The sequence below is a fragment of the Bradyrhizobium sp. 155 genome (genome assembly GCF_023101105.1).
Lineage (GTDB): Bacteria > Pseudomonadota > Alphaproteobacteria > Rhizobiales > Xanthobacteraceae > Bradyrhizobium > Bradyrhizobium canariense_D.
The window spans coordinates 132,016-157,548 of record NZ_CP064704.1; the positions used below are offsets into that span (position 1 = coordinate 132,016).

At 64.4% G+C, this 25,533-nt stretch carries 28 protein-coding genes and 1 pseudogene; 11 read left to right on the forward strand and 18 right to left on the reverse strand.

Going from position 1 to position 25,533, the window contains the following annotated elements; translation table 11 throughout:
- Positions 1–14: 14 nt before the first annotated feature.
- Positions 15–803 carry a hypothetical protein gene (locus IVA93_RS00645; RefSeq protein WP_018459789.1) on the reverse strand — a complete coding sequence of 263 codons (789 nt, stop codon included), beginning with the start codon at positions 801–803 and terminating at the stop codon, positions 15–17.
- A gap of 116 nt (positions 804–919) precedes the next feature.
- Between IVA93_RS00645 and IVA93_RS00650 the strand changes: the two genes are divergently transcribed.
- Positions 920–1,954: an aspartate-semialdehyde dehydrogenase gene (locus IVA93_RS00650; protein ID WP_018459790.1), complete on the forward strand. Its 1,035-nt coding sequence runs from the start codon at positions 920–922 to the stop codon at positions 1,952–1,954.
- 115 nt (positions 1,955–2,069) lie between these two features.
- On the opposite strand, the gene IVA93_RS00655 is transcribed toward IVA93_RS00650, so the two are convergent.
- The gene (locus tag IVA93_RS00655) at positions 2,070–2,714 is read right to left on the reverse strand and encodes a carbonic anhydrase (protein WP_018459791.1); all 645 of its coding nucleotides are present in this window, start codon (positions 2,712–2,714) and stop codon (positions 2,070–2,072) included.
- 110 nt (positions 2,715–2,824) lie between these two features.
- Here IVA93_RS00655 and IVA93_RS00660 point away from each other — a divergent pair, with 110 nt between their 5' ends.
- Together IVA93_RS00660 and IVA93_RS00665 are read left to right on the forward strand one after the other, a co-directional pair.
- Positions 2,825–3,706, forward strand: a complete 882-nt coding sequence (locus IVA93_RS00660) for an HpcH/HpaI aldolase/citrate lyase family protein (protein ID WP_018459792.1) — start codon at positions 2,825–2,827, stop codon at positions 3,704–3,706.
- Between the two features lie 108 nt (positions 3,707–3,814).
- Positions 3,815–5,509: a caspase family protein gene (locus IVA93_RS00665; RefSeq protein ID WP_247789614.1), complete on the forward strand. Its 1,695-nt coding sequence runs from the start codon at positions 3,815–3,817 to the stop codon at positions 5,507–5,509.
- A 51-nt stretch (positions 5,510–5,560) separates the two neighbouring features.
- On the opposite strand, the gene IVA93_RS00670 is transcribed toward IVA93_RS00665, so the two are convergent.
- The 4 genes from IVA93_RS00670 to IVA93_RS00685 form a co-directional block, all read right to left on the reverse strand.
- Positions 5,561–5,980: a hypothetical protein gene (locus tag IVA93_RS00670; RefSeq protein WP_026233876.1), complete on the reverse strand. Its 420-nt coding sequence runs from the start codon at positions 5,978–5,980 to the stop codon at positions 5,561–5,563.
- A 225-nt stretch (positions 5,981–6,205) separates the two neighbouring features.
- Positions 6,206–6,991: a glycosyltransferase family 32 protein gene (locus tag IVA93_RS00675; protein ID WP_018459794.1), complete on the reverse strand. Its 786-nt coding sequence runs from the start codon at positions 6,989–6,991 to the stop codon at positions 6,206–6,208.
- A 136-nt stretch (positions 6,992–7,127) separates the two neighbouring features.
- On the reverse strand, positions 7,128–7,733 hold the full coding sequence (gene leuD / locus IVA93_RS00680) for a 3-isopropylmalate dehydratase small subunit (RefSeq protein ID WP_018459795.1): 606 nt from the start codon (positions 7,731–7,733) through the stop codon (positions 7,128–7,130).
- A gap of 106 nt (positions 7,734–7,839) precedes the next feature.
- A complete protein-coding gene (locus IVA93_RS00685) occupies positions 7,840–8,241 on the reverse strand; it encodes a metallopeptidase family protein (RefSeq protein WP_026233877.1) in 402 nt (133 codons plus the stop codon).
- A 154-nt stretch (positions 8,242–8,395) separates the two neighbouring features.
- Here IVA93_RS00685 and IVA93_RS00690 point away from each other — a divergent pair, with 154 nt between their 5' ends.
- The 3 genes from IVA93_RS00690 (at position 8,396) to IVA93_RS00700 (ending at position 9,715) form a co-directional block, all read left to right on the forward strand.
- Positions 8,396–8,677, forward strand: coding sequence for a hypothetical protein (locus IVA93_RS00690; protein WP_018459797.1), 282 nt, complete (start codon positions 8,396–8,398; stop codon positions 8,675–8,677).
- A gap of 57 nt (positions 8,678–8,734) precedes the next feature.
- Positions 8,735–8,995, forward strand: coding sequence for a hypothetical protein (locus IVA93_RS00695; RefSeq protein ID WP_026233878.1), 261 nt, complete (start codon positions 8,735–8,737; stop codon positions 8,993–8,995).
- A gap of 159 nt (positions 8,996–9,154) precedes the next feature.
- Positions 9,155–9,715 carry a hypothetical protein gene (locus IVA93_RS00700; RefSeq protein WP_026233879.1) on the forward strand — a complete coding sequence of 187 codons (561 nt, stop codon included), beginning with the start codon at positions 9,155–9,157 and terminating at the stop codon, positions 9,713–9,715.
- 53 nt (positions 9,716–9,768) lie between these two features.
- On the opposite strand, the gene IVA93_RS00705 is transcribed toward IVA93_RS00700, so the two are convergent.
- From IVA93_RS00705 to ffh, 7 genes are all read right to left on the reverse strand, one after another.
- Positions 9,769–9,978 carry a hypothetical protein gene (locus tag IVA93_RS00705; RefSeq protein WP_018459800.1) on the reverse strand — a complete coding sequence of 70 codons (210 nt, stop codon included), beginning with the start codon at positions 9,976–9,978 and terminating at the stop codon, positions 9,769–9,771.
- Positions 9,979–10,073: 95 nt separating this feature from the next.
- A complete protein-coding gene (gene leuC, locus IVA93_RS00710) occupies positions 10,074–11,480 on the reverse strand; it encodes a 3-isopropylmalate dehydratase large subunit (RefSeq protein WP_026233880.1) in 1,407 nt (468 codons plus the stop codon).
- 323 nt (positions 11,481–11,803) lie between these two features.
- On the reverse strand, positions 11,804–12,187 hold the full coding sequence (gene rplS / locus IVA93_RS00715) for a 50S ribosomal protein L19 (RefSeq protein WP_018459803.1): 384 nt from the start codon (positions 12,185–12,187) through the stop codon (positions 11,804–11,806).
- Between the two features lie 110 nt (positions 12,188–12,297).
- A complete protein-coding gene (gene trmD / locus IVA93_RS00720) occupies positions 12,298–13,053 on the reverse strand; it encodes a tRNA (guanosine(37)-N1)-methyltransferase TrmD (RefSeq protein WP_018459804.1) in 756 nt (251 codons plus the stop codon).
- A gap of 118 nt (positions 13,054–13,171) precedes the next feature.
- Positions 13,172–13,717 carry a ribosome maturation factor RimM gene (gene rimM / locus IVA93_RS00725; protein WP_018459805.1) on the reverse strand — a complete coding sequence of 182 codons (546 nt, stop codon included), beginning with the start codon at positions 13,715–13,717 and terminating at the stop codon, positions 13,172–13,174.
- A 9-nt stretch (positions 13,718–13,726) separates the two neighbouring features.
- Positions 13,727–14,059, reverse strand: a complete 333-nt coding sequence (gene rpsP, locus IVA93_RS00730) for a 30S ribosomal protein S16 (protein ID WP_007598827.1) — start codon at positions 14,057–14,059, stop codon at positions 13,727–13,729.
- Positions 14,060–14,145: 86 nt separating this feature from the next.
- Positions 14,146–15,693 (reverse strand): signal recognition particle protein, encoded by a 1,548-nt coding sequence (gene ffh, locus IVA93_RS00735; protein ID WP_247789615.1) that lies wholly within the window; start codon positions 15,691–15,693, stop codon positions 14,146–14,148.
- A 330-nt stretch (positions 15,694–16,023) separates the two neighbouring features.
- Here ffh and IVA93_RS00740 point away from each other — a divergent pair, with 330 nt between their 5' ends.
- A complete protein-coding gene (locus IVA93_RS00740; protein WP_018459807.1) occupies positions 16,024–17,088 on the forward strand; it encodes an MBL fold metallo-hydrolase in 1,065 nt (354 codons plus the stop codon).
- An 88-nt stretch (positions 17,089–17,176) separates the two neighbouring features.
- On the opposite strand, the gene IVA93_RS00745 is transcribed toward IVA93_RS00740, so the two are convergent.
- Both IVA93_RS00745 and IVA93_RS00750 read right to left on the reverse strand, forming a co-directional pair.
- Positions 17,177–17,896 (reverse strand): SIMPL domain-containing protein, encoded by a 720-nt coding sequence (locus tag IVA93_RS00745; RefSeq protein ID WP_018459808.1) that lies wholly within the window; start codon positions 17,894–17,896, stop codon positions 17,177–17,179.
- A 5-nt stretch (positions 17,897–17,901) separates the two neighbouring features.
- On the reverse strand, positions 17,902–18,675 hold the full coding sequence (locus tag IVA93_RS00750; protein ID WP_026233881.1) for a GyrI-like domain-containing protein: 774 nt from the start codon (positions 18,673–18,675) through the stop codon (positions 17,902–17,904).
- A gap of 220 nt (positions 18,676–18,895) precedes the next feature.
- Between IVA93_RS00750 and dapF the strand changes: the two genes are divergently transcribed.
- Together dapF and mtaB are read left to right on the forward strand one after the other, a co-directional pair.
- Positions 18,896–19,771 (forward strand): diaminopimelate epimerase, encoded by an 876-nt coding sequence (dapF, locus tag IVA93_RS00755; RefSeq protein ID WP_018459810.1) that lies wholly within the window; start codon positions 18,896–18,898, stop codon positions 19,769–19,771.
- Positions 19,771–21,024, forward strand: a complete 1,254-nt coding sequence (gene mtaB / locus IVA93_RS00760; protein WP_018459811.1) for a tRNA (N(6)-L-threonylcarbamoyladenosine(37)-C(2))-methylthiotransferase MtaB — start codon at positions 19,771–19,773, stop codon at positions 21,022–21,024. Before dapF ends, mtaB begins: the two co-directional genes overlap by 1 nt.
- 162 nt (positions 21,025–21,186) lie before the next feature.
- On the opposite strand, the pseudogene IVA93_RS00765 reads toward mtaB, so the two are convergent.
- Positions 21,187–22,286, reverse strand: a pseudogene (locus IVA93_RS00765) (DUF2336 domain-containing protein).
- A 136-nt stretch (positions 22,287–22,422) separates the two neighbouring features.
- On the reverse strand, positions 22,423–23,124 hold the full coding sequence (locus IVA93_RS00770; protein ID WP_026233882.1) for an RluA family pseudouridine synthase: 702 nt from the start codon (positions 23,122–23,124) through the stop codon (positions 22,423–22,425).
- Between the two features lie 60 nt (positions 23,125–23,184).
- Between IVA93_RS00770 and ftsY the strand changes: the two genes are divergently transcribed.
- Together ftsY and IVA93_RS00780 are read left to right on the forward strand one after the other, a co-directional pair.
- Positions 23,185–24,132, forward strand: a complete 948-nt coding sequence (ftsY, locus tag IVA93_RS00775) for a signal recognition particle-docking protein FtsY (protein ID WP_018459814.1) — start codon at positions 23,185–23,187, stop codon at positions 24,130–24,132.
- Between the two features lie 3 nt (positions 24,133–24,135).
- The gene (locus tag IVA93_RS00780) at positions 24,136–24,738 is read left to right on the forward strand and encodes a septation protein A (RefSeq protein WP_007598838.1); all 603 of its coding nucleotides are present in this window, start codon (positions 24,136–24,138) and stop codon (positions 24,736–24,738) included.
- Between the two features lie 179 nt (positions 24,739–24,917).
- On the opposite strand, the gene IVA93_RS00785 is transcribed toward IVA93_RS00780, so the two are convergent.
- A complete protein-coding gene (locus IVA93_RS00785) occupies positions 24,918–25,514 on the reverse strand; it encodes a DsbE family thiol:disulfide interchange protein (RefSeq protein WP_018459815.1) in 597 nt (198 codons plus the stop codon).
- Between the last annotated feature and the right edge of the window lie 19 nt (positions 25,515–25,533).

The following is a 25,533-nucleotide window of genomic DNA, read 5'->3' on the forward strand; positions in this document are numbered from 1 at the left end:
GAGCTTGATGCCGATCAGAGCGCGCCGCGCAACTGCGCATTGGCGGCGCCGAGCAGCCAGTCCGACGCGCCCGGGGGCGCGCAGGGGCGGCGCTTCAGCTCCGCATGGGCGAACAATTCGGCCAGCTTCGGCTCGTTGCCCGAGGTCAGCAGCGTTAGCCGGTTCAGCGTGCAGGCGATCGCGGCGCGCCGCGCAGGCAGGCTGTCGCCCTGGCAGGAGAATCCGGAGATCTGGAGCGCCGGCTCCTCGCTGCGCTTGAGGTAGCCGAGGCAGGCCCGCGCGCCCTCCGCCGGACCGGTCGGCTGGAATAGGGCGACGGGGCCGAATTTCGTGTCGATCAGGCCGGCTTGCTCCAGCGGGGTCGCGGTGCCCAGTCCCATCCGGACGGCCAGATCCATTGTTGCTGGACGCGTCACGTCGAATTCGCCGCCTTCCCGGTAAATCTCGAGCTCGGCCACGGTCCTGTCTGCCTCGCTGGCCCAGCGCATCACGTCCCTGCGGCCGCCTTCGGGATGCCTGAAGATCGCGTAAGAAGCTGTTTTTTCTGACGAATCGAGCCGGCTAAGGGCGAAGGCCGGAGGCGACCGGTCGGCCACGCTCCAATCGGGCTTCAGCGCCGGATCATCGTCGCGCAAGTTGGGCAGCTGGCCGAGTGCGGCAAGGCCGAGGATGGCAAACAGTACCAAAATCCCCACATAGGCGAACAGGCGCGCCAGCGTGCCGACGACCTCGTCGGCGAAGGCTGCAAGCGCCAGATGGATCTGGGTGGGGTTTGCGGCCGTGCTGGCCTCGGGCGAGTGCATCCACGTCCCTAAGGCATGGTCCAACGTTGTCTTGAGGCCGGTTCTCGCATAGAAGCGCTGCTCTTCCTGTTTAAGCCTCAGCTTCAGGAAAGAGCTTTTTCGTCGGAGAGTGAACGATGGGTTACAAAGTCGCAGTCGTCGGCGCGACCGGCAATGTCGGACGGGAAATGCTCAACATCCTCGACGAGCGCAAATTCCCTGCGGACGAGGTGGTGGCCCTGGCGTCACGCCGCAGCATGGGCGTCGAGGTCTCCTACGGCGACCGCACGCTGAAGGTCAAAGCGCTGGAGCATTACGACTTCTCCGACGTCGACATCTGCCTGATGTCGGCCGGCGGAGAGGTGTCGAAGGAATGGTCGCCGAAGATCGGCGCCGCCGGCACGGTCGTGATCGACAATTCCTCGGCCTGGCGCATGGACCCGGACGTGCCGTTGATCGTGCCGGAAGTGAATGCGGACGCGACTGCGGGCTTCAAGAAGAAGAACATCATCGCCAACCCGAACTGCTCGACCGCGCAGCTCGTGGTCGCGCTCAAGCCCCTGCACGACAAGGCGACGATCAAGCGCGTCGTGGTCTCGACCTATCAATCGGTGTCGGGCGCCGGCAAGGACGCGATGGACGAACTGTTCTCGCAGACCAAGGCCGTCTACACCAACCAGGAGCTGATCAATAACAAGTTTCCGGCGCGCATCGCCTTCAACGTCATCCCCCAGATCGACGTCTTCATGGAGGACGGCTACACCAAGGAAGAGTGGAAGATGATGGCGGAGACCAAGAAGATTCTTGATCCCAAGATCAAGCTCTCCGCGACCTGCGTGCGCGTGCCAGTTTTCGTCGGCCATTCCGAGGCCGTCAACATCGAGTTCGAGAACCCGATCAGCGCGGACGAAGCACGCGACATCCTGCGCAAGGCGCCGGGTTGTCTCGTCATCGACAAGCATGAGCCCGGCGGCTACGCCACGCCGTATGAAGCCGCCGGCGAGGACGCCACCTATATCAGCCGTATCCGCGAGGACGCGACGGTGGAGAACGGTCTCGTGCTGTGGTGCGTCTCGGATAATCTACGCAAGGGCGCCGCGCTCAACGCGATCCAGATCGCGGAAGTCCTGATCAACCGCAAGCTGATCAGCGCGAAGAAGAAGGCGGCGTAAGCCGTGCTGCCGTAGGGTGGGCAAAGACGCGAAGCGCCGTGCCCACCATCTTTCCACAATTGCTAGAAAAGTGGTGAGCACGCTTCGCTTTGCCCACCCCACAAGAGCTGCGGACCTACGCCATCTCGCGCGCGTTCCTGAATTCCTTCGCCGCCTTGTCCAGCACGAACAGTGATCCCTCCGCGACGCCGAAATAGGCGCCGTGGGTCTGCATCTGGCCGCTCTCGACCGCCTTCTGCACGAACGGGAAGGTCATCAGGTTTTCCAGGCTGCGGAACACCGCGGCCTTCTCGATGCGCTCGACGAATTGCGCCATGGTCTCGTGGTCGCGCTGCTCCACCACTTCGCCCGGCTTGATGAACATCTGCATCCATTTGCCGATGAAGTCGCCCGGCGTGAGCGGCTCGATCTTGTCGACGAAGGCGCGGATGCCGCCGCACTGGGCGTGCCCGAGCACCACGATGTGCTTCACCTTCAGCACCGTCACGGCATATTCCAGCGCCGCCGAGACGCCATGCGCGTTGCCGTCGGGCTGATACACCGGCACCAGATTGGCGATGTTGCGGACGACGAAGAGTTCGCCCGGCCCGACGTCGAAGATCACTTCGGGCGAGACGCGGCTGTCGCAGCAGCCGATCACCATCACTTCAGGGAACTGCCCCTTCACCGACAGCTCGCGGTAGCGGGTCTGCTCGGTCGGCAGCCGCTGGGTGGCGAAGGCCTTGTAGCCTTCCAGCAAATGCTCTGGGAATGTGGTCATGGCCTATGCCTAATCATATACCGCTGGGACGAACAAGCCTTTCGAATAGGCAGGCCAGATGCTATCGGCTTCGGTCGGAATGAGATGAGGAAACCGGAAGGAACGCTTGCATGACCCGCCCGCGCCGCAGCCATCTGTTCATGCCCGGCTCCAACCCCCGCGCGCTGGAAAAGGCGCGCAATCTCGCCGCCGACGGCCTGATCCTCGACCTGGAAGACTCCGTCGCGCCCGATGCCAAGGCAGTGGCACGCGATGGCATCGCGGCCGCGATCGCGGCCAAAGGGTTCGGCAAGCGCGAGATCCTGATCCGGACCAACGGCCTCGACACGCCCTGGTGGGCCGACGATGTCGCGATGGCGGCGAATGCCTCGCCCGACGGCATCCTGGTTCCAAAGGTTTCACGCGTGGAGGAGCTCGACACGATCGGCCGCCGTCTCGCCGAACTCGGCGCGGCGCCGACCGTAAAGGTCTGGGCCATGATCGAGACCGCGCGCGCGGTACTGCATGCCGAAGAACTCGCTGCCGCCGGGCGCGATCCAGCGCGGCGCCTGTCAGGCTTCGTGTTCGGGCCCAACGACATCTCGCGCGAGACGCGCATCAAGATGCTGCCGGGCCGCGCGGCGATGATCCCGATGATCTCCCATTGCATCCTGGCGACGCGCGCCCATGGCCTCGAAATCCTCGACGGCCCCTATAGCGACATCGCCAACTCCGATGGTTTCGCCACCGAATGCGCGCAAGGCCGCGATCTCGGTTTCGACGGCAAGACGCTGATTCACCCCTCGCAGATCGAAGCCTGCAACGCGATCTTCACCCCGCCGGAGGAGGAAGTCGCGCGCGCGCGAAAGATCATCGCCGCGTTCGAGCTGCCGGAGAACGTCTCGCGCGGCGCGATCCGTCTCGACGGCGCCATGGTGGAGCGGCTGCACGCCGACATGGCGCGGCGCACGATCGAGATCGCGGACGCGATTGCGGCGATGGGGAAGGGCTGAGGGCAGGCGGTTGCGCTCAAGCCGAACGAACATTGACGCGGTTACCGGTATGCTCGGGGAGCCGCGGTTCTCTGAACGACCACGATCCCGGCTTTTCCCGTTGCGGTGGTGAAAGACAATGCTACCCTCACGCTCGATATTGATCCGGGCAAGCATTTGATGCGCATTTTTTTCCTAGCAGTCCTTCTCGTTACGTCATTTCCATTCGCCACGCCGGCGCTTGCGCAGCAGGTTCGGGTTGCGCTCGTCATCGGTAACGGCGCCTATGAGAAGGTAGCCGAGTTGCCGAACCCGACGCGCGATGCGGCCGACATCGGCCGCGCGCTGGAGCGGCTCGACTTCAAAGTCACCCAGGTCAAGAACGCGACTGCGCAAGAGATGAGGAAGTCTGTCGTCGAGTTCGGCCGCTCTGCGGAGGGAGCAGACCTTGCGGTCGTTTTCTATGCCGGACACGGCATGGAGGTCAGCGGCGAGAACTGGCTGATTCCGGTCGGCGCAGAGCTGCGCAGCGATACCGACATCGAAAGCGAGGCCATCAGCCTGCGCTCGGTGAGCCTTCAGGTTTCGAAGGCACGAAAGTTGGGCCTTGTGATACTGGACGCATGCCGCAACAATCCTTTTGCCGCAAAGATGAGACGCTCGCTGAGCACCCGGGCCGTGGCTCGCGGACTCGCTCCGACGGAGCCATCCGATAACGTTCTGATTGCGTACGCCGCCCGGGACGGTACTACGGCAAGCGACGGGGATGGCCGGAACAGCCCATTCACGGCATCGCTCCTTCGCCACATTGAAACGCCGGGGCTGGAGATATCGTTTCTGTTTCGTCGTGTTCGTGACGACGTGATGGCGGCCACCAGACGCGAGCAGCAGCCTTTCGTATACGGCTCTTTGTCGAAGGAAGAGATTTACCTGAGAGCTCCGGTGGCGAGCGCTCAAGCGCCAGTCGCGTCGGCTCCCGCGCCTGCAGATGCCGCGGAGGACGAGAAGTTTTGGCTGGCTATCCAGACGTCCATGGTGGCAGGCCTCTACGAGGAGTTTCTGACCAGGTACCCCCGCAGCAGCCACGCCGCAGAAGCGCGCCAGCGGGTGAAGAATTTCAAGGCCAACGAAGTTGCGGTGCTCTCATCCCCAGCTGCCCCTCCGAAACCGGACGCAAAAACCGTCGTCCGAAATCTATTTGCGCCCGAAGATAACCAGAAAGTTGCAGCCATCGCGGCAGCTCAGCAACTCAAACTGCCAAGCTACGCTATATCGCCTGATCAGAATGATCCGCTCAATGCTAACTCCAGATTTGTCGGCGTGTGGTCCAACAAACGTGGATGGACGAATGGCAAAGGACGGTATGCCATGCTGATCGTTACGGAAGTCTCTGCCACCGGGTTAGCCAAGGGACACTACCTCTGGGGACCGCCGACAAAGGCATCGTGGGTGAAGGATGAGGCGGGGTACCGGTCGTTTGCCGAATACATTGTGAACGACAAATTTTCCATCAGCGGAACACCCGTCACCGTCAGGATGGACAAGAACGTCCTTACGCTGTCGTCCGTCAACAAGGAAAATCCAACTGAGAAGGCGAACATAGAGCTCCGCCCTGTCTGGAAGCTCGTGCCAGCGCCGGAGGATGCTTCAAGCAAGCGCGAGAAAACCTCGCAGCCTCGTGCCGCCAAAAAGGAAAGCGCGGCCGAACCGAGCCCGTCAGGCAATGTCAGTGGGACGAGCATGGAAGAGCGCTATCGTGCTTGCAGAAAACTCGTCAAAGGATTTGCCCGGCGCGAGGCTTGTGCCCGTACGGGCGTGATCTAGCACCGGCGGGACATCCTGCCGCTAAACTAATCCTTTGATAAGGGCAACGCCTTAGCGATGCGCGTGATCCGCACGGTCGAGCGACTCCAGTGTCGAGGCATTGGCGCAGAAGCCGTGATAGTTCTCCGCGGCGGTGCCGTCGGCCAGCTCGCGATCGCACTGGCCCTTGTGGCTGCAAAGCGCGCACACCCGCTCCATGTCGCGCAGCAGCAGCGGATGCGCGCGGCCGAGCCCTTCGGCACTGATGCCGAGCTGCTCCAGCATCTTCGGCAGCTCGTCGGCGGCGTGCTTGCCGTGACGGACCAGATCTTCCAGATCGTCAGGCGCGATCCGCAGGTCTTGCGCGATCCGGTCGAAATCGGCGCGGTCGAGCTGCCGGATCTCGTTCAGCTCGCGGCGATGCTTCAGCCAGCTTGCAAAGGACTCGATGAGGTCCTGGACAATGGGATAAGGCCTGGTTGCGGTGCTCATGCGAAGCTCCATTCGAACGACGGAATTGGAGCGAGATTAGGCACAATGGTGCAGGTGCGCGTTGCGCTGGATCAAATACAGCTCTCGTGTCCCGGACGCGCTGCAGCGTGAAGCGCTGCTCGCAGAGCCGGAGCCATCTCGCCGCATCGCTGGGCCCCGGCTCAGCAACGCACCGCTTCGCGCTGCGCTGCGTCCGGGCGCGAGAGCGCCGCACAGCGGAGAAAATTATGCGAACCGCTCCGCCGCCCACGCATACAGGCTGCCCGGGATCGGCTTCTCACCGCCGCGGCCCTTGGGCGAGATATGCAGGCCGATGATGTCGCGGTCGGTGACGAGGCCGAGATAGCTCGAGGGATCGAAGAACAGTTTTGGCTCGGCATGCACGGCGTAGAACGATTGCTTCGGCAAGGCGCAGTGCAGCTCGCCGGTGCGGCGCGCGAGCGCGGTGAGTGCCGCCGGCCCGAAGATCGCGACGCGGATGTCGGAGAGGCGGTTCGAGCCGCCGCGCAGGCGGCGCATCGCAAACGTGACGCGATGGCGCAGCGACAGCCAGTTCGGCGTCAGCTCCTCCTGCTCCATCAGCTCTTCGAAAGCGGCAACGATGCCGTGTTCAGGTGGAAGGTAAATCACGGAGTTGCCGAGCTGGCGCGGCCGCTCCCACGCGAAATAGGGCTTTGCCGGATCGATCTCGACGGGCCTGAGCAGCAGCACGTCGGCGTCGAGCCAGAGGCCGAGGTCCTTCGCCATCAGCTTCATGCGGAAGAAGTCGCTGAACTGAAGCGTGGTCCAGTCGCGCCAGCTGCCGTCCGGCTGCGGCGGTCGCAATCGTTCGGAGAACGCATGTGGCAGGATAGCTTCGGCATCGGCATTCTCGACGCCTGCGGGCAGGCCGGGAATGGTGTCAAAACTGTAGACCGTGACCTTGTGGCCGGCAGCCAGCTGCGAGCGCAGACAGGTCTGGCGCAAGGCGTCCATCGGGCCGTGCCAGAAGGTGACGATGTCGGGCAGCATGCGCGGAGCTTAGAGCATGATCCGGAAAAGTGTGCAGCGGTTTTCCGACAAGATCATGCTCGAAAGATACGGGATAATCAGAACAAAGAAAAAGCCCCGGCGCTTGTAGCACCGGGGCTTGAACAAAAACTTGAGATCAGGCCCAGGCGCGTTCGCGCTTTAGCTTGTCCTCATAGGTGTCGATCGAGGCCTTCTTCTCCATCGTCAGGCCGATGTCGTCGAGGCCGTTGATCAGGCAGTGCTTGCGGAACGGGTCGATCTCGAACTTGACCTTGCCGCCGTCGGGACCGCGGATCTCCTGGTTCGGCAGGTCGATCGTCAGCGTCGCGTTGGCGCCGCGCTCGGCGTCGTCGAACAGCTTGTCGAGGTCTTCCTGGGCCACGCGGATCGGCAGAATGCCGTTCTTGAAGCAGTTGTTGTAGAAGATGTCGCCGAACGAGGTCGAGATCACGCAGCGGATGCCGAAGTCGAGCAGCGCCCAGGGCGCGTGCTCGCGGCTCGAGCCGCAGCCGAAATTGTCGCCGGCGACCAGCACCTTCGCGTTGCGATAGGCGGGCTGGTTGAGGACGAAATCGGGGTTCTCGCTGCCGTCGTCCTTGTAGCGCTGCTCGGAGAAGAGCCCCTTGCCAAGGCCGGTGCGCTTGATGGTCTTGAGGTACTGCTTCGGAATGATCATGTCGGTGTCGACATTGATGATCTTCAGCGGCGCCGCGACGCCTTCCAGCGTGGTGAACTTGTCCATGGTTGCGCTTTCCCGGGATGGTCTAGGGAACCGGTATTTATCGCGATCGGGGCGGAAATCCTAGGCCGAATTCGGCAGATCTCGTCTGCCTAACCGGGCTCTCTGCTCAACCCGGCTCTTGAGCCTCGATCGCGGACATATCGTCGTCCGACAGGCCGAAATGATGGCCAATCTCGTGGATCAGGACGTGGCGAACGATATGGCCGAGGCTTTCGTCGTGCTCGGCCCAGTAATCCAGGATCGGCCGGCGGTAGAGCCAGACCATGTTGGGCAGCCGCGCCACGTCGGCAAAACTCTGCTGCGGCAGGCCGACGCCCTGGAACAGGCCGAGCAGGTCGAACTCGCTCTCGCATGCCATCTCGTCCAGGACTTCCTCGGTGGGGAAGTCGTCGACGCGGATGATCACGCCCTCGCACAGCCTACGAAACTCCGCCGGCAGGCGTTCGAACACTTCATGCGCCATCGCTTCCATCTCGGCCAGCGAGGGCGCTTTCAATTCCGTCCACATGGGCTTCTCATAGCGTGGGTTTCGCGGCGATGCATCCGGCTTTATAAGCGCGGCGAGGTTGACGAGCGCCGTCAAAACGGGGAGCGTAGGCCTCGAAGTGGACGTTCAGGTGGGCAGAAAAATGCGAGCGAAAACAGCGCTGACGCTACTGTGCATGGGGTTGTTTTCGCAGTTTTGCGTTGGCGCGGAGGCCCAGACCGCGGCTCCCGGGATCAGGCTGGCCCAAGCGGCCTCGCGAGACGATCTGCCGCCGCCGCGCAAGCGGACCCCGGCGCGCCTGCGCGTCACGCCCTATTACAGTCCGGATGGCGTCTATCCCCGCTACAATCCCGGTCCCGATGCGGTCCGCGAGTGCAACGCCACCTATGTGCAGGAATATCGCCCGAGCGGCACGGTGATCGTGCCGCATATGAGCTGCTACTGGCGCCGGGGCTGATACGAGCGCGATGCCGTCGCGCGCCGATGAAGCGCCATGTTGCAGGCAGAGGCCGTCATGATGAGATGGATCGCGTTGGCCGTCGCTGCCGGACTTGCCGCAGGCCTGCCTCACGCTTTTGCAGCGCATAGGGTGACGAAGCTGCCGGATGCCTCGGCAGGGCGCGCGGCGTTCGACGGAGGGCGACATGTGCGGCCCGACATCATGCATTACGCTCCGCGTCCTGATCCGCATTATTACGCGCGGCCGGTCTTCTACCGCCCCTATCCCTATGCCGTGCCGGCGCCATTCGTGTTCGGCTATGGACCGTGGCGGTGATGCACTAGCCTGCAGGCGCTTCCGCGGAATGCCGTTCATTCATGATGGGTTCACGTCGCTGTCCGTAATTTAATCTCGGGAGCGACCGCCAATGAACACGGATGACGCGAGCCGGGAGCGAGCGTCGCAACTCCGCTGTCCAGATTCAGGGAGAAGTCGATGCTGAGGATATTGGGTCTCAAGGCAAGCCGGATGCGCTTGCTCGGAATTGCGGCCGCCGCGACGCTGATGTTGTCGGCCGGCACGACGCGCCGCGCTGAAGCGATGACACCAGTCAATCCGACCGCGTTGCCTGCGGCGAAGGCCGCAAGTGACGACATGATCCAGGTTCGCCACGGCGGCGGCGGTGGTGGTGGACATGGCGGCGGCTTTCATGGCGGCGGCGGTTTCCACGGTGGAGGCGGCTTCCACGGTGGCGGAGGACATATCGGTGGCTTCCGCGGCGGTGGTTTCCACGCTGGTGGCTTCCGGGCCGCACCCGCCTTTCATGGCGGCGGCTATCGTTACGGCGGAGTTCGCCACTATGGCGGAGGCGGATTCCATCGCTACGGCATCTATCGTCCCGCCTATTACGGCCATCGCCATTTCCACCGGCGCTACTATGGCGGCTACTATCCCTATTACAGCCATCCGCGCCGCTGCCGGGTCATCTGGACCTATTACGGCCCGCGCCGCGTCTGCCGCTGGCATCGCTGGCACCATCCGTATCGCTATTGGTAAGCACGACCGAAATGAAAAGGGCGCCTCGACGGCGCCCTTGTTCATCCGGTGGCCTAAAGCCAATCCTTCAGTTTCCACGTCGCCGACGTCCAGCGCGTGAGGTTCTCCAGCTTCCATTGCTTGAACATCGCCGGCGGCCAGCGGCTGAGCTTCGAGGCCTCCTCGACCTCGGGCTTGGCGACCATGCGCAGCGGTGCCGCGCGCCGCCGGTGCTGGGGCGTCGCCGCGCTGATCAGATCGACATATTCAGGCTTGCTGGCCATGAGCTGGTGTCCTCGCGAAACGCTCGCGAGGACACAGTGTCGGCGCTGCCGATTAACGGCGGTTTGCCGCAATCACTCAAATTGCAGGGAGCAGCTTACCGCCACTCCCTGATGTCGACGAAGTGACCCGCGATCGCAGCGGCTGCGGCCATCGCCGGCGACACCAGATGGGTGCGGCCCTTGAAGCCCTGGCGGCCCTCGAAGTTGCGGTTCGAGGTCGAGGCGCAGCGCTCTTCCGGAGCCAGCTTGTCGGGGTTCATCGCGAGGCACATCGAGCAACCGGGCTCGCGCCATTCGAAGCCGGCCTTGATGAAGATCTTGTCCAGACCTTCAGCCTCGGCCTGCTCCTTCACGAGGCCGGAGCCCGGCACGACCATGGCGTTGACGCCGCCTGCGACCTGCTTGCCTTCCGCGATCTTGGCGGCGGCGCGCAGATCCTCGATCCGGCCGTTGGTGCAGGAGCCGATGAAGATGCGGTCGAGCTTGATGTCGGTGATCTTCGTCCCCGCGGTCAGGCCCATGTATTTCAGCGCGCGGTGCTTCGACAGGCGCTTGGCCTCGTCCGCGATCTTGTCGGGATCGGGCACGCTGCCGGTGACCGAGATCACGTCTTCAGGGCTCGTGCCCCAGGTCACGATCGGCGGCAGCTTCGCGGCATCGAGCCGCAGCTCGTGGTCGAAATGCGCGCCCTCGTCCGAGCGCAGCTTCTCCCAGTAACGCATCGCCGCGTCCCAGTCGGCGCCCTTCGGTGCCTTCGGGCGGCCGCGCAGGAAGTCGAACGCCTTCTGGTCCGGCGCGACCAGTCCGGCGCGTGCACCGCCTTCGATCGACATGTTGCAGACCGTCATGCGGCCTTCCATGCTGAGCGCACGGATCGCGTCGCCGGCGTATTCGAGCACGTAGCCGGTACCGCCCGCGGTGCCGATCTCGCCGATGATGGCGAGGATGATGTCCTTGCCCGTCACGCCATCCGGCAATTTGCCGTCGACAGTGACGCGCATGTTCTTCGCCTTCTTCTGGATCAGCGTCTGCGTCGCCAGCACATGTTCGACTTCCGACGTGCCGATGCCGTGCGCGAGCGCGCCGAACGCACCATGCGTCGAGGTGTGGCTGTCACCGCAGACGATGGTGGTGCCGGGCAGCGTAAAGCCCTGCTCGGGGCCGATGACATGGACGACGCCCTGACGCTTGTCGAACTCGTCGTAATATTCGATGCCGAATTCCCGGGCGTTGTCGGCCAGTGCCTTGATCTGCTCGATGCTTTCAGGGTCGGGGTTCGGCTTGGTGCGGTCGGTGGTCGGCACGTTGTGGTCGACGACGGCCAGCGTCTTCTCCGGCGCGCGCACCTTGCGTCCGGTGGCGCGCAAGCCTTCGAACGCCTGCGGTGAAGTGACCTCGTGCACCAGATGGCGATCGATATAGAGCAGGCAGGTGCCGTCCTCGGCTTCGTGCACCAGATGGTCGTTCCAGATCTTGTCGTACAATGTGGTCGGCTTGGACATGAGCGTCAGCTCCAGGAATGTTGTGTAGAGCGGGTTGCGCGGATAGCGCGCGGGCAACAAAATCGTCAGCGCAGCTTTTAGGCTGCGCGCGTAAGCTCTGACGTTGCCGAGGTCGCGAAGCGTCCGAAGAACCGGCCAGGCAGCCGCGAGCGATCGTCGATGACGACGCGCTTGACGGGCGAGAGGCTGGTCAAATCTGGAAACATTCCAAGAATATATAGCAGGCCGAACCGGAATCGCGAGGGCTTTGACGCGCACGGCTGACGCAACAAAAAAGCGCGGGGTTGGCCCCGCGCTTTTGGAAACTCGCCTGTAAGCGGAGCTTACTCGTTGACGGCAGCCGGACGGTCCTGCTTCTTCTCGACGATGCGGGCCGACTTGCCGCGAAGGTTGCGGAGATAATAGAGCTTGGCGCGACGCACCTTGCCGCGGCGCACCACCTTGATCGAGTCGATCATCGGCGACATCACCGGGAACACGCGCTCCACGCCTTCGCCGTACGAAATCTTGCGCACCGTGAAGCTCTCGTTGAGACCGCCGCCGGAACGGCCGATGCAAACGCCTTCATAGGCCTGCACGCGGGTGCGGTCGCCTTCGACGACCTTCACGTTGACGATCACGGTATCGCCGGGGCCGAATTCCGGAATCTCCTTGTTGGCGGAGAGCTTGTCGAATTGCTCTTTTTCGAGCTGTTGGATCAGGTTCATGGGTAAATCTCCATCGGCGCGCCCAGCCTTGGAAAACGGGGGCTGCGCGAAATTCGTTTATCCAGCCATTGCGGATGTGGCCGCTGCTATAAGGCAAGCCGGAGCGTTTGTCACCCGTCTGTCTTGTTTTTTGGCGTTTTTTGGCGTCCGCCCCGATTCGGGACTTTGCTCGGGATCCGGGCCCACAAATCCGGTCGCCGGGCCGCGGTCAGGGCCTCGGATTCCTCCCGCCGCCAGCTGGCGACCTTGGCATGGTCACCGGAGGTCAGGATCTCCGGAATCGGGGTTCCCTCGAACCGCTGCGGCCGGGTGTATTGGGGGTATTCGAGCAGGCCGTCCGAGAAGCTTTCCTCGGTTCCCGAGGCCTCCTTGCCCATCACGCCCGGAAGCAGCCGAACACAGGCGTCGATCAGGGCCAAGGCCGCGATTTCGCCGCCGGAGAGGACGTAATCCCCAATCGAGACCTCCTCCAGGCCCCGCCCGTCGATCACGCGCTGGTCCACCCCCTCGAACCGCCCGCAGACGATCAGAGGACCCGGGCCCTTGGCGAGTTCGAGAACCCGGGCCTGGGTCAATGGCCGACCCCTCGGGCTCATCAGCAGTTTCGGCCGGTCCGGCCCGATCCCGGCGGCATCGATCGCGGCCGCCAGAACATCGGCCCGAAGCACCATGCCCGGTCCGCCGCCGGCCGGGGTGTCATCGACACTGCGGTGGCGGTCGGTGGCCGAGGCCCGGATGTCCCGCGCCTCCAGCTCCCAGAGCCCGCCAGCCAGCGCCCGGCCGGCCAGGCTCACGCCCAGCGGCCCCGGAAACATCTCCGGAAACAGCGTCAGCACCGTCGCGCGCCAGGGTGAGGGGTTGGTCATCGGATCTCAGTTATTGTCGTCCCGGACAAGCGGAGCGCAGATCCGGGACCCAGAACCACCGCACTTCGTTTGGCGACGGCTGGCGCGATCAGCTTAGCTAAAAATTCTGGCACTGTGGTTATGGGTCTCGGCCTTCGCCGGGACGACCCGGGGAGGGATCCTCGCCCGCGATCTCCTGCGGCAGCGCGATCACGACGCGGCCGCCGGCGATGTCGACCTCCGGCACCACCGCATCGGTGAACGGCAGCAGCATCGTGGTGCCTGTGGGCGGCGCAATCTCGATGATGTCACCGGCGCCGAAATTGTGGATCGCGAGCACGCGGCCGAGCGCATCGCCGGCCATGGTGACGGCGGCGAGCCCGATCAGATCGGTGTGGTAATATTCGCCCTCGTCCGTCGCGGGCAGCTTTTCGCGCGCGACGTAGAGCTCGATGCCGTTGAGGCGCTCGGCCTCATCGCGAGTCGTGACGCCCTTGAACGTTGCAACCAGATGATCCTTGGCCGCGCGCGCCGTTGCGACCTCGAACTGGCGCTTGCCGTCCTTGGACGAAAGCAGACCGTAGCTCCGCACGGCAAACGGATCTTCCGTGAAGGTCCACAGTTTGACCGCGCCGCGCACACCATGCGCGGCGCCGATCCGCGCGACGCAGACCAGCGCCGGCATGATCTGGCCTTAACCCTTCGCGGCGGCTTCGGCCTGCGCCTTGCGCTCCTTGCGCGGCACGGCCTTCTCGGGGTTGTTGCGCACTTCGCGCTTCTTGACGCCGGCGGCGTCGAGGAAGCGCGATACACGGTCCGACGGCTGCGCGCCCTTGGCGAGCCAGGCCTTCACCTTGTCCATGTCGAGCTTCAGCCGGGTCTCGTTGTCCTTCGGCAGCAGCGGGTTGAAATAGCCGAGACGCTCGATGAAGCGGCCATCGCGCGGAAAGCGCGAATCGGCGACGACGACGTGATAGACGGGACGCTTCTTGGTGCCAGCGCGGGCGAGACGGATAACGACGGACATCTAAGTTCTCCTTCAAAGTACGTTTTGTTCGGTTGATTGGTATTCCGCGTTGCGCGAGACCGCTGCGATCTCCCGCGACGAATTCCTCATTTCTTCTTGCCAGGGAAACCGCCGAGACCCGGCAGCATCGGCTTGCCGCTCAGCCCGGTCAGGCCCGGAACGTTCGGCAGACCCTGGCGCAGCCCGGCAGGTAGATCCTTCGGCAGGCTGGGCAGACCCTGTCCGCCGCCACCCTGCATCTTCTCCTGCAGCGCCTTCATCTCTTCCGGCGAAGGCGGCTTGATGCCGCCGCCAAAGCCCATCGCCTGCGCTATGCCCGCGAGCGGACCGCGCTTGCCGGAGCCCATGGCCTTCATCATATCGGCCATGTTCCGGTGCATCTTGAGCAGCTTGTTGACCTGCTCGACGCTCTGGCCGGAACCTGCGGCGATGCGCTTCTTGCGGCTGGCCTTGAGCAAATCGGGATGACGGCGCTCGTCGCGCGTCATCGAATCAATCACCGCGACCTGGCGCTTCAAAATCTTGTCGTCGATGCCGGCGGCCGCGATCTGGTTCTTCATCTTGGCGATGCCGGGCATCATGCCCATCAGGCCGCTGATGCCGCCCATATTGGCCATCTGCAACAGCTGCTCGCGCATGTCGTTGAGGTCGAACTGACCCTTGCGCATGCGCTCGGCGGTGCGCGCGGCCTTTTCGGCATCGATGTTGGCGGCAGCGCGTTCGACCAGCGAGACCACGTCGCCCATGCCGAGGATGCGGCCGGCGATACGATCAGGATGGAAATCCTCCAGCGCATCGGTCTTTTCGCCGGTGCCGAGCAGCTTGATCGGCTTGCCGGTGACCGCGCGCATCGACAGCGCGGCGCCGCCGCGGCCGTCGCCGTCCACGCGCGTCAGCACGATACCGGTGAGGCCGACGCGCTCGTCGAAGGCGCGAGCGAGATTGACGGCGTCCTGGCCGGTGAGGCTGTCCGCCACCAGCAGCACTTCATGCGGATTGGCGGCGGCTTTGATCGCTGCCGCTTCCGCCATCATCTCTTCGTCGAGCGTGGTACGGCCGGCAGTGTCGAGCAGCACGACGTCGTAGCCGCCGAGCTTGCCGGCCTCGAGCGCGCGCTTCGCGATCTGCGCCGGCTGCTGGCCGGCGACGATCGGCAGCGTCGGAATGTCGAGATCGCGGCCCAGGACGGCCAGCTGCTCCATCGCCGCGGGACGGTAGATGTCGAGCGACGCCATCAGCACCTTGCGCTTGTCGCGCTGGACCATGCGACGGGCGAGCTTTGCGGTGGTGGTGGTCTTGCCGGAGCCTTGCAGACCGACCATCATGATCGGCACCGGCGGCACGGAATTGATGTCGATGGTCTGGCTTTCGGCGCCGAGCGTGTTGATCAGCTCGTCATGGACGATCTTGACCACCATCTGGCCTGGCGTCACCGACTTGACGACGGTGGCGCCGATCGCCTGCTCGCGGACCCGCTCGGTGAAGCTGCGCACCACCTCTAACGCGACGTCGGCTTCCAGCAGTGCGCGGCGCACTTCGCGCATCGCGGCGTCGACGTCCTTTTCGGTCAGCGCACCGCGCCCCGTCAGACGATCGAGAATGCCGCCAAGCCGTTCCGACAGATTGTCGAACAATGCCGTTGTCCTTTTTTCACCTCTCCCCGCAAGCGCGGGGCGAGGGAGCAGAAATCCAAACACCTTCACGCCCGAGGGCGCATCGCGCTGTCGGGCGTTGGCCTCTGGCCTCTGGGACCAGTCGGCGGGTCGAAAAGAAAGCCTTTCCGAGAAGTGCCGGGGTTAAACGCCGCTGACGCCCGAAAGTCAAGGAAAGTTAGGGTGGCCGGGGCTGCTTTGGAAGGCAAAGCCTTGAAAAGATGAACTTTCCGGCGGCGGGTTCCTTTTCCGCAGACCCCGCCCATATAGCGGTGATGTCCTCCCCCTCCGACCATCTTTGAAGCCAGTTCCGTGCCGATCACCCGCCGCCGCCTTTTCGGACTGCTCGCCGGTGCCGGCGCATTGGTCGGCGTGCCCTCCCTTTGGATGTCCCGCATGAAAACCTATGACGGCCCGGTCTCCGACCATTTCGACGGCCTGAACTTCTTCGATCCGGACGGCGTGCCGCCGAAATCGCTTCGTGAGGTCCTGCGCTGGCAATTCGGCGGCAAGCGGCAGCGCGCGACTTGGCCGGATTGGGCGCCGAGCCCCCATGCCGACGCCCCGCCCGACCGCGTCCACGGCGACAAGGTGCGGCTCTCTTTCGTCGGCCACGCCAGCTGGCTGATCCAGACCGGCGGCCTCAATATTCTCGTCGATCCCGTCTGGTCGACGCGGGTCTCGCCCGTCAGCTTCGCCGGGCCGAAACGGCACAACGATCCCGGCATTGCGTTCGACAAGCTGCCGAAGATCGATGTCGTGCTGGTCTCGCACGGCCATTACGATCATCTCGACATGGCGACGCTGTCGCGGCTCGCCAAGAATTTTGCGCCGCGTGTGGTGACCCCGCTCGGCAATGACGTCACGATGCGCAGCACCGATGCGACGATCAAGGTGGAAGCGTTCGACTGGCATGATCGCGTCGAGCTCGGCGGCGGTATCGCCGTGACCCTGGTGCCGACCCGGCACTGGTCGGCGCGCGGCATGTTCGATCGCAACAAGGCGCTGTGGGCGAGTTTCGTGCTGGAGACGCCTGCGGGGAAAATCTACGTCGTCTGCGATTCCGGCTACGGCGATGGCGGGCATTTCCGCCGCGTCGCCGAGAGGCACGGGCCGCTCCGCCTGGCGATCCTCCCGATCGGCGCCTATGAGCCGCGCTGGTTCATGCACGACCAGCACATGAACCCGGAAGACGCGGTGAAGGCGCTCGCGGATTGCGGCGCGCAAGCCGCACTCGGGCATCACCACGGCACGTTTCAGCTGACCGATGAAGCAATCGATGCGCCGGCGAAAGCGCTGGTCGAGGCGCTCGATGCCGCGAAGGTTCCGCAGGAAAGATTTGTGGCGATGAAGCCGGGGCAGGTGGTGGAGATCTAGCTTCGCCGTCGCTTCGAACCCGCTGTCGTCCCGGCCTAGTGCGCAATTGCGGCCGGGACGACAATGGAGTCTGTAGCGGCAGCTGCCCCTACTGCTCTTTCGCCTTGATCGCCCAGCTCACATTCACCGTCACCGCTAGCGTTTCCTCGCCCGGCGCGACCGCGGCCTGCGGTACGGCCATGGGAGCTGCGGCCATGCGTCCCTTGAACAGCGGCATCGGGGCGCCGCCTTCGGAGACGCTGAGCGGTGCACCCAGCGTGACGCCGGTCGCCTTGGCGTAGATCTCCGCTTTGCGGCGGGCGTCTGCGACAGCTTTCTCGCGGGCATCGTCGAGCAGTTTCGAGGCCTGCGTAACCTCGAAGGAGATGTTGCCGATATCATTGGCGCCGGCGCCGACCAGCGTGTCGATGATGGCGGCGACCTTGGTCACGTCGCGGATCTTCACGGTGACGCGGTTTGAGGCGCGGAAGCCGACCACGGGCGAGGCGCCGGTGGATTTGTTCTGGCCGTATTGCGGCTGCAGCGACAGCCGCGAGGTCTGGTAGTCCTTCTCGTCAATGCCTGCGCCCTTCAGCGCCAGCAGCACCTTGCCCATCGCGGCGTTGTTGGCGTCGGAGGCTTCCTTCGCAGACTTGGCGTCGTTGGCGACGCCGGCGTCGATCTGCGCCAGATCAGGCGCGGCGGAGATCGTGGCTTCGCCGCTCACCGAAATCGCGGACGGAAAATCGTCGGCGAGCGCAGGCGTTGCCAGCATCGTGGCGGCAAAGGACGCAACAAGGGAGGTCAAAAGGATGGCAGGCTTTTTCATCGGTTTCACTTCAGCGGCACGAAAACATTGATCACGAGCTTGTCCTCCGCCGTCTTCAGGGGATCGGTGAGGTATTCCTCGATGAAGGTGTCCTTGGCTTCCAGCTTCTTGTCGTCGAGATGATTGGTGATCGCCTCATAGGTGTTGTCCATGTTGTCGTAGGAGCCGCGATGAACGAATTTCAGCGCCTTGCCCTCCGGCGATTTGCCGACGCTCATGTCCTTGGGCAGGTTCTTCGGGTCCTGCTCGACCGGGATCTCGGCTAGGAAGGTGAAGCCGGTGTCGTCGGTCGAGGTGTAGACGATCATCGAATTGCCGGCGTGCTTGATGCCCTGCTTGTCCAGCAGCGTGTTCAGCGCCTTGAAGGCGTCAATCAGCGTGTCGAAGGCCGAGTCCCAATTGGCAGTGCCCTTGACCATCAAAACCTTCTTGGACTCGAGCGTGGTCTCCTGGCCGAAAGGATCGGCCGTCTGCACGGGAGCCGGCGTCGCGGCGGCAGCCGGGGGCGGAGTGGCCGGGCTGGGTGACGCACTGGCGGCTGGCGAGGGCGAGGTTGCAGGGGACGTTGCAGGGCTTGGCGTGGCGCTGGCCGCCGGCGAGGGCGTGGCGACGGGGGCAGCGCTCGCGGCCGGGGCGGGCGAAGCCGACGGGGCCGGCGAGGGGCTCGCTGATGCGGCCGGTGCCGGGCTCGGCGTTTGGGCCAGCGTGGCGGACAGACTAAACGACAAGGCCGCTGCCGGGATCAGCGCGGCCAAAACGAGACGACGAAACCTGAACATTTTTATTCTCCCCAATAGCTTATCCGCCAAGGCCTTACGTCCCCGAAGCCTTAGCCCGGCCGCATGTCCCGGATCGCGCGAATTGCGCCGTTCTAACACGCGAGCGCCGAATTCGTCCCATGACAGATGCGTCATGGCAGCGTCCTGGCTCTTGTCGGCAAATCACTGGCCAAGAGGGCCAAGGATCGCCATATAAGGCAGGCGAAATTCGGGAATTTTCATGAGCGCGCTGGCCAACCACGCATTTGCCAAGATGAACGGCATCGGCAACGAGATCGTCGTTGTCGACATGCGCGATTCCACCTCAAAGGTCACCCCGGACGATGCCCGCGCGGTGGCATCGCCGCGAGGCGGCGTGCCCTACGACCAACTCATGGTGCTGCAGAAGCCGCGCTTCGACGGCACCGAAGCGTTCATCAGCATTTACAACAGAGACGGCTCCGAGGCCGGCGCCTGCGGCAACGGCATGCGCTGCGTCGTGCGGCGCATCTTCGAAAAGACCGGCCAGAGCACGGCAACGTTCGAGACGGCCGCGGGCCTGCTCAATGCCTGGCAGGGTCCGGCGCCGGATCTTTATACGGTGGACATGGGCGCGCCGAAGTTCGGCTGGCAGGACATTCCGCTCGACCAGGAATTTCGTGACACCCGCTACATCGAATTGCAGATCGGCCCGATCGACAATCCGATCCTGCATTCGCCCTCGGTGGTCAGCATGGGCAATCCGCATGCGATCTTCTGGGTCGATGACGTCAACGCCTACGACCTCGAGCGTTTCGGTCCGCTGCTGGAGAACCATCCGATCTTCCCGGAGCGCGCCAACATCACGCTAGCCCATATCGTCGATCCCCAGCACATCACGATCCGCACCTGGGAGCGCGGCGCCGGCCTGACCAGGGCCTGCGGCTCGGCCGCATGTGCCACGGCGGTCGCGGCGGCGCGGCTGAAGCGCGCCGAGCGCAATGTCGAGATCACGCTGCCCGGCGGCAAGCTCGGGATCGAATGGCGCGAGCGCGACGATCACGTGCTGATGACGGGCACGGCGACCTTCGAATATGAAGGCCGTTTCGATCCGGCGCTGTTCGCGCCGGTCGGGTGATGAGCGTCGACATCGTCACCTTCGGATGCCGCCTCAATGCTTTCGAGGCCGAGGTGATCCGCCGCGAGGCCGAGGGCGCGGGCCTTTCAGATGCCATCGTCATCAACAGCTGCGCCGTCACCAACGAAGCGGTGGCGCAGGCGAGGCAGTCGATCCGCAAATTGAAGCGCGAGCGGCCGGGAGCGCGCATCGTCGTCACCGGTTGCGCGGCGCAGACGCAAAGCGGCATGTTCGCCGAGATGGCCGAGGTCGATCGCGTCGTCGGCAATGACGACAAGATGCGGTCGTCTGCGTGGCGCGAGGCGCGTACGGCGTTCGATCTCGGTACGAGCGAAAAAATCGCCGTCAGCGACATCATGGCGGTGAAGGAGATGGCGCCGCATCTCATCGACGGCTTTGCGAGCGGGCTGCCCCGCGTGTTCGTGCAGGTGCAGAACGGCTGCGACCATCGCTGCACCTTTTGCATCATTCCGTTCGGGCGCGGCAATTCGCGCTCGGTGCCGATGGGCGCCGTGGTCGATCAGGTCCGGGCATTGGCCGAGCGCGGCCATGCCGAGATCGTGCTGACGGGCGTCGACCTCACCAGCTACGGCACTGACCTGCCGGGCACGCCCAAGCTCGGCATGCTGACGAAGCAGATTTTGCGGCATGTGCCGGAGCTGAGGCGCCTGCGCATCTCCTCTATCGATTCGATCGAGGCGGACAGCGATCTGTTGGATGCAATTGCTGAGGATTCGCGGCTGATGCCGCATCTGCACCTGTCGCTGCAGTCCGGCGACGACATGATCTTGAAGCGCATGAAGCGGCGGCATACGCGCGGCGACGCCATCGCGTTCTGCGACCAGGTCCGCCGGCTGCGCCCGGATATCGCGCTGGGGGCCGACATCATCGCGGGCTTTCCGACCGAGACCGAGGAGATGTTCTCGCGCTCGCTCGATCTGGTCGAGCAATGCGGCCTGACGTTCCTCCACGTCTTCCCCTATTCGCCGCGTCCCGGCACGCCGGCCGCGCGGATGCCACAGGTGGCGGGCGGTGCAATCAAGGAGCGTGCGAAGCGGCTGCGCTCGGCCGGTGAGACCGCGCTCCTGCAGCGGCTGCAAGCCGAGATAGGCGCCACGCGTGAGGTGCTGATCGAGAGCGACGGTCAGGGACGGACGGAGCATTATCTGCCGGTGGCGATTGCGGGCGAGCGTGTGGGGAGTGTGGTGTCGCTGCGGATTGCCGGTCGCGATGGCGCGCGGCTGACGGTGTGATGCTTCCTTCCCTTCTCCCCTTGTGGGAGAAGGTGGCGCGAAGCGCCGGATGAGGGGTTGCTTCCGCGTACTCAACTCAATGTGGACTCGCGGAGAGAGACCCCTCACCCGTCTCGCCGCTGCGCGGCGAGCCACCCTCTCCCACAAGGGGAGAGGGAAAAACTACAACGCCCGCACCTGCCAGAAGCGCAGCGTCCGCCGCGCATTCTCCGGGGTCATGCGCGCGTAATGGCTTTGAGCCCTTGCGATATCGGCCGGCTTCATCGCGCCGCTCGCAAAGCGGCTTTCGAGCACGGCGGCGGTGGTTTCCCAGCTGAGCTGCGCTGCCTTGCACGGCACCAGCAGGCCGTCCTCGCGCAGGCTTTGCATCAGCGGGCGGATGACTTCGACAGTCGATCCCGACAATGCCGCCAATGCGGCCACCGCTTCTTCATAACGGCGCTGTGTTGCGAAGCCGAGCAGCGTCGCTTCGCTGAGCTGGCCGGTCGCCCTGAGACCTGCGACGGCGCGCTTGGCGCCTTCGAAATCGCGGACACCCGACATCTCGCGCTCGACACCGACGGTGACTGCGGCGATCGCGCTCTGGATCTCCTCGAACAGATGCGGCGGCGCGCGCGACAACAGGCGGGTCCGCACGGCCTCGCTCGCCGAGCGCAGCAATTGACGGCGCAGGTCTGACGGCAAATCGACGCGGACGCCGACGCTGACAGCGAGCTCGGGATCGGCCTCCGCCTGTCCGACGATGACGGCAAATCCGCTTCCGGAGACGCGCGCGCCGGGATTGGCGGCGAGCCGCCGGCTGACGCTGGGATAACGTCGCGCCAGCAATGCATCGGTGACGATCTCCTTCAGCCACCAGCGTCCGGCGACCGCGAGCAGATGCGGCTCGCCCTTGGATGATGCGATCTGCACCAGCGCGCCGTCGTCGAGGCGCGCGGATTCCTGCAGCACGGGACCAGCGATGCGGATTTCGTCATTGTTGGCGAGGCGGCGAATGACCGATGGCGGCGCCTGCGCGATCGGCGCGCTGATCTCGGCGAGCGCTACGCGCGCGCCCATGTCGGCGATGGCGCGGAGCTCGATGGTGCCGATCAGGCGATCGAGCACGTCGTCAAACGTGCGATCTGCTCGTCGTCGAAACTGCCGGCGGAGGACAGGAACAGGTCGGTGACGCGGCGGGCTGTTGCCAGGCCCTTTTCCGCCGAGCCAGTCCGAAGCGCGGACTCGACCTCGTCGATGATCGATAACTCGGCCGTGGACATGACGCGCAGCTCGTCCTGAGCAGATTGACGGAAGCTTGTTCTAAGCAACCGCTATCATTAGAGACGAGCACTGAACGTTTCGTAAACTATAGGGGGCGCTGCGCGGCCTCCTCACCATGAGGGGCGAGCAGTCGGGCTACTCCCCGTTCCACCCGCAGGCGCGGAGCCGCTCGTGCATGTGGGGCGGGGCAGGCGCCACCACGCGGACCGGCTCCTTGTTGCGGGAGATCGGTACCACGATCTCGCGGGAATGCAGGTGCAGCTTCGGCTCGCCGAAGCGCGGGCCGTTGCCGTAAATGTTGTCGCCGAAGATCGGCCAGCCGGTCGCCGACGAATGCACCCGCAATTGATGGGTCCGCCCGGTCACCGGTTCCATGGCGAGCCAGGTCAGGCCATCGCCCCGGCCCATCACCTTCCAGTTGGTGATGGCCTTCTGGCCCTCGGGATCGGGCTTCTGCCACCAGCCTCGCTCGGCGTTCAGCCGTCCGAGCGGCATGTCGATGGTGCCTTCGTCCTCGGTGGGGCCGCTCTCGACGATGGTCCAGTAGGTCTTGCCGATCTTGCCATGCTTGAACAGCAGGCCGAGCGACGCCGTCGCCTTGCGATGGCGGCCGAGCACGAGGCAACCCGAGGTGTCCTTGTCCAGCCGGTGGGCCAGCACCGGCGGCCGCGGCAGGCCGAAACGAAGCGCCTCGAAGGAGGTTTCCAGATTGGCACCGCCCTTGGGTCCGCGATGCACCGGCAGGCCGGCCGGCTTGTCGATGACCAGCATCAATCCGTCGCGATGGAGCACGCGCGCCAGGATTTCGTCGGCCGTCAATTCGGGAACATCGAGCAATTGCAGGACTTTCGGTCAAGACTTTCGTTTGCGAGCCGGAACGGCTAACACACCGCCACCATGAACGATACCACCCCCGAGACCCCCAAGCTGAGCTGGTGGCGCCGCCTGTCCGACGGGCTGAAGCGCACCTCGTCCTCGCTCGGGACCGCGGTCGCCGACCTCGTCACCAAGCGCAAGCTCGACCGCGCCATGCTCGACGATATCGAGGACGTGCTGCTGCGCGCCGACCTCGGCACCTCGGTCGCGGTGCGGATCGCGGATGCGGTTGGCACGGGACGCTACGACAAGGCGATCTCGGCGGACGAGGTCAAGGACGTCGTCGCGACCGAGGTCGAGAAGGTGCTGGCGGCGGTGGCGAAGCCGCTCGAGATCGACGCCGGCAAGAAGCCGTTCGTCATCCTCGTGGTCGGCGTCAACGGCTCCGGCAAGACCACCACCATCGGAAAACTCTCGCAAAAATTCGCGTCCGAAGGCCGCAAGGTGATGCTGGCCGCCGGCGACACCTTTCGCGCGGCGGCGATCGAACAGCTCAAGGTCTGGGGCGAGCGCACCAGGACGCCCGTCATATCAGGCGCGCAAGGCTCGGATTCGGCGAGCCTCGCCTTCAACGCGCTGACGGCGGCGAAGGAGCAGGCCGTCGACCTGCTCCTGATCGACACCGCCGGGCGGCTTCAGAACAAGGCCGAGCTGATGAACGAGCTCGAAAAGGTCGTGCGCGTCATCCGCAAGGTGGACGCGACTGCACCGCATGCGGTGCTGCTTGTGCTGGACGCCACTGTCGGCCAGAACGCGCTGTCGCAGGTCGAGGCCTTCCATCGCACCGCAGGGGTCACCGGTCTCGTGATGACGAAGCTCGACGGCACCGCCCGCGGCGGCATTCTGGTGGCGCTCGCGGAGAAATTCAAACTGCCGGTGCATTTCATCGGCGTCGGCGAAGGCGTCGACGATCTCGCGCCGTTCACCGCGCGTGATTTCGCCCGCGCCATTGCCGGAATCGAAAGCTGAAGAATGGACAAGACCCAGCCGCATCCGCTGTTCAAGCTTGCGACCGAGCTCGGCCCGCTGCTCGTGTTCTTCTTCGTCAATGCGAAGTTCAATCTGTTCGCAGCGACCGGCGCCTTCATGGTCGCGATCGTCGCGGCGATGATCGCCTCCTATGTGGTGACGCGCCACATTCCGATCATGGCGATCGTGACGGGCGTCATCGTGCTGGTGTTCGGCACGCTGACCTTGGTGCTCCACGACGAGACCTTCATCAAGCTCAAGCCGACCATCATCTACGCTTTGTTCGCCGCGATCCTCGGCGGCGGCCTGTTGTTCGGCCGCTCCTTCATCGCCGTCATGTTCGACCAGATGTTCAATTTGACGCCGCAGGGCTGGCGCATCCTGACGCTGCGCTGGGCGCTGTTCTTCGCCGGCATGGCGGTGTTGAACGAGATCGTCTGGCGCACCCAGAGCACCGACTTCTGGGTCAACTTCAAGGTGTTCGGCGTCACGCCGATCACCATGATCTTCGCCATCGCCCAGATGCCGCTGACCAAGCGCTATCACCTCGAGCCGGCGTCGCTGGAAGCGAGCGAGGCCGAGGCGGGCGATGTGAGGAAGGGTTGAGCTCTCAACTCATCATTGCCGGTTGCGGCCACACACTCAACTGTCATCGCCGGGGCGATCCAGTATTCCAGAGACGGTTGTGAGATACGGAGAGGCCGCGGCGTACTGGATGCCCCGGTCAAGCCGGGGCATGACAGCGGTGTTTGGGGTTGGGTCCTTCGCTCACACTGACGACAGAGCTAGCTCCCCGCCGCCTTCAACGCGTTCTCCATCTGCGGCAACAGCACCGTCCGCAAATTCTCCGGCGTGATCGGTCCCACCAGCTTGTAGACGATGGTGCCTTCGCGACCGACGACAAAGGTCTCCGGCACGCCATAGACACCCCATTCGATCGAGGCGCGGCCGTTGGCATCGACGCCGACGTGGCCGAACGGGTTGCCGTAGCGCCCCAGGAAGCGCCGCGCATTGTCGGCGGCATCCTTGTAGTTGATACCGACGAGCTGGAAGCGCTTGTCTTTTGCCAATTCGGTCAGCAGCGGCGCCTCGTCGTGGCACGGCACGCACCAGGACGCCCAGACATTGACGAGGCTGACCTTGCCCTTGAACGCGGCGGGATCGAGGCCGGGGATCTGCACATTGTCAGCCTGCAATCCCTCGAGCGGCGGCAGCGTGGTTTGCGGCGCGGGGCGTCCGATCAGCGCAGACGGAATTCGCGAGGGATCGCCGCTGCCGAGCCGGAACCAGAACAGCAGCGCCAAGCCGATGAAGGCGATCAGCGGCAGCACCATCAGGAAGGTGCGGCGCTGCGGCGGAGCGGACGTCGATTGCTCGCTCATGATTGATCTCTCATGCTCG

Coding starts and splice junctions, on each gene's coding strand:
- IVA93_RS00650 (WP_018459790.1), top strand. CDS start 920: ATGGGTTACAAAGTCGCAGTCGTCGGCGCGACCGGCAATGTCGGACGG.
- IVA93_RS00695 (WP_026233878.1), top strand. CDS start 8,735: ATGATGAGATGGATCGCGTTGGCCGTCGCTGCCGGACTTGCCGCAGGC.
- rimM (WP_018459805.1), bottom strand. CDS start 13,717: ATGCCGGCGCTGGTCTGCGTCGCGCGGATCGGCGCCGCGCATGGTGTG.
- mtaB (WP_018459811.1), top strand. CDS start 19,771: ATGAGCGTCGACATCGTCACCTTCGGATGCCGCCTCAATGCTTTCGAG.
- IVA93_RS00745 (WP_018459808.1), bottom strand. CDS start 17,896: ATGAAAAAGCCTGCCATCCTTTTGACCTCCCTTGTTGCGTCCTTTGCC.
- IVA93_RS00685 (WP_026233877.1), bottom strand. CDS start 8,241: ATGTGGACGGAATTGAAAGCGCCCTCGCTGGCCGAGATGGAAGCGATG.
- IVA93_RS00785 (WP_018459815.1), bottom strand. CDS start 25,514: ATGAGCGAGCAATCGACGTCCGCTCCGCCGCAGCGCCGCACCTTCCTG.
- IVA93_RS00645 (WP_018459789.1), bottom strand. CDS start 803: ATGCACTCGCCCGAGGCCAGCACGGCCGCAAACCCCACCCAGATCCAT.
- leuD (WP_018459795.1), bottom strand. CDS start 7,733: ATGGACAAGTTCACCACGCTGGAAGGCGTCGCGGCGCCGCTGAAGATC.
- IVA93_RS00750 (WP_026233881.1), bottom strand. CDS start 18,675: ATGTTCAGGTTTCGTCGTCTCGTTTTGGCCGCGCTGATCCCGGCAGCG.
- rplS (WP_018459803.1), bottom strand. CDS start 12,187: ATGAACCTGATCCAACAGCTCGAAAAAGAGCAATTCGACAAGCTCTCC.
- IVA93_RS00675 (WP_018459794.1), bottom strand. CDS start 6,991: ATGCTGCCCGACATCGTCACCTTCTGGCACGGCCCGATGGACGCCTTG.
- IVA93_RS00705 (WP_018459800.1), bottom strand. CDS start 9,978: ATGGCCAGCAAGCCTGAATATGTCGATCTGATCAGCGCGGCGACGCCC.
- leuC (WP_026233880.1), bottom strand. CDS start 11,480: ATGTCCAAGCCGACCACATTGTACGACAAGATCTGGAACGACCATCTG.
- rpsP (WP_007598827.1), bottom strand. CDS start 14,059: ATGTCCGTCGTTATCCGTCTCGCCCGCGCTGGCACCAAGAAGCGTCCC.
- IVA93_RS00660 (WP_018459792.1), top strand. CDS start 2,825: ATGACCCGCCCGCGCCGCAGCCATCTGTTCATGCCCGGCTCCAACCCC.
- IVA93_RS00655 (WP_018459791.1), bottom strand. CDS start 2,714: ATGACCACATTCCCAGAGCATTTGCTGGAAGGCTACAAGGCCTTCGCC.
- IVA93_RS00670 (WP_026233876.1), bottom strand. CDS start 5,980: ATGAGCACCGCAACCAGGCCTTATCCCATTGTCCAGGACCTCATCGAG.
- trmD (WP_018459804.1), bottom strand. CDS start 13,053: ATGACCAACCCCTCACCCTGGCGCGCGACGGTGCTGACGCTGTTTCCG.
- dapF (WP_018459810.1), top strand. CDS start 18,896: ATGAGCGCGCTGGCCAACCACGCATTTGCCAAGATGAACGGCATCGGC.
- IVA93_RS00780 (WP_007598838.1), top strand. CDS start 24,136: ATGGACAAGACCCAGCCGCATCCGCTGTTCAAGCTTGCGACCGAGCTC.
- IVA93_RS00690 (WP_018459797.1), top strand. CDS start 8,396: ATGGGGTTGTTTTCGCAGTTTTGCGTTGGCGCGGAGGCCCAGACCGCG.
- IVA93_RS00700 (WP_026233879.1), top strand. CDS start 9,155: ATGCTGAGGATATTGGGTCTCAAGGCAAGCCGGATGCGCTTGCTCGGA.
- ftsY (WP_018459814.1), top strand. CDS start 23,185: ATGAACGATACCACCCCCGAGACCCCCAAGCTGAGCTGGTGGCGCCGC.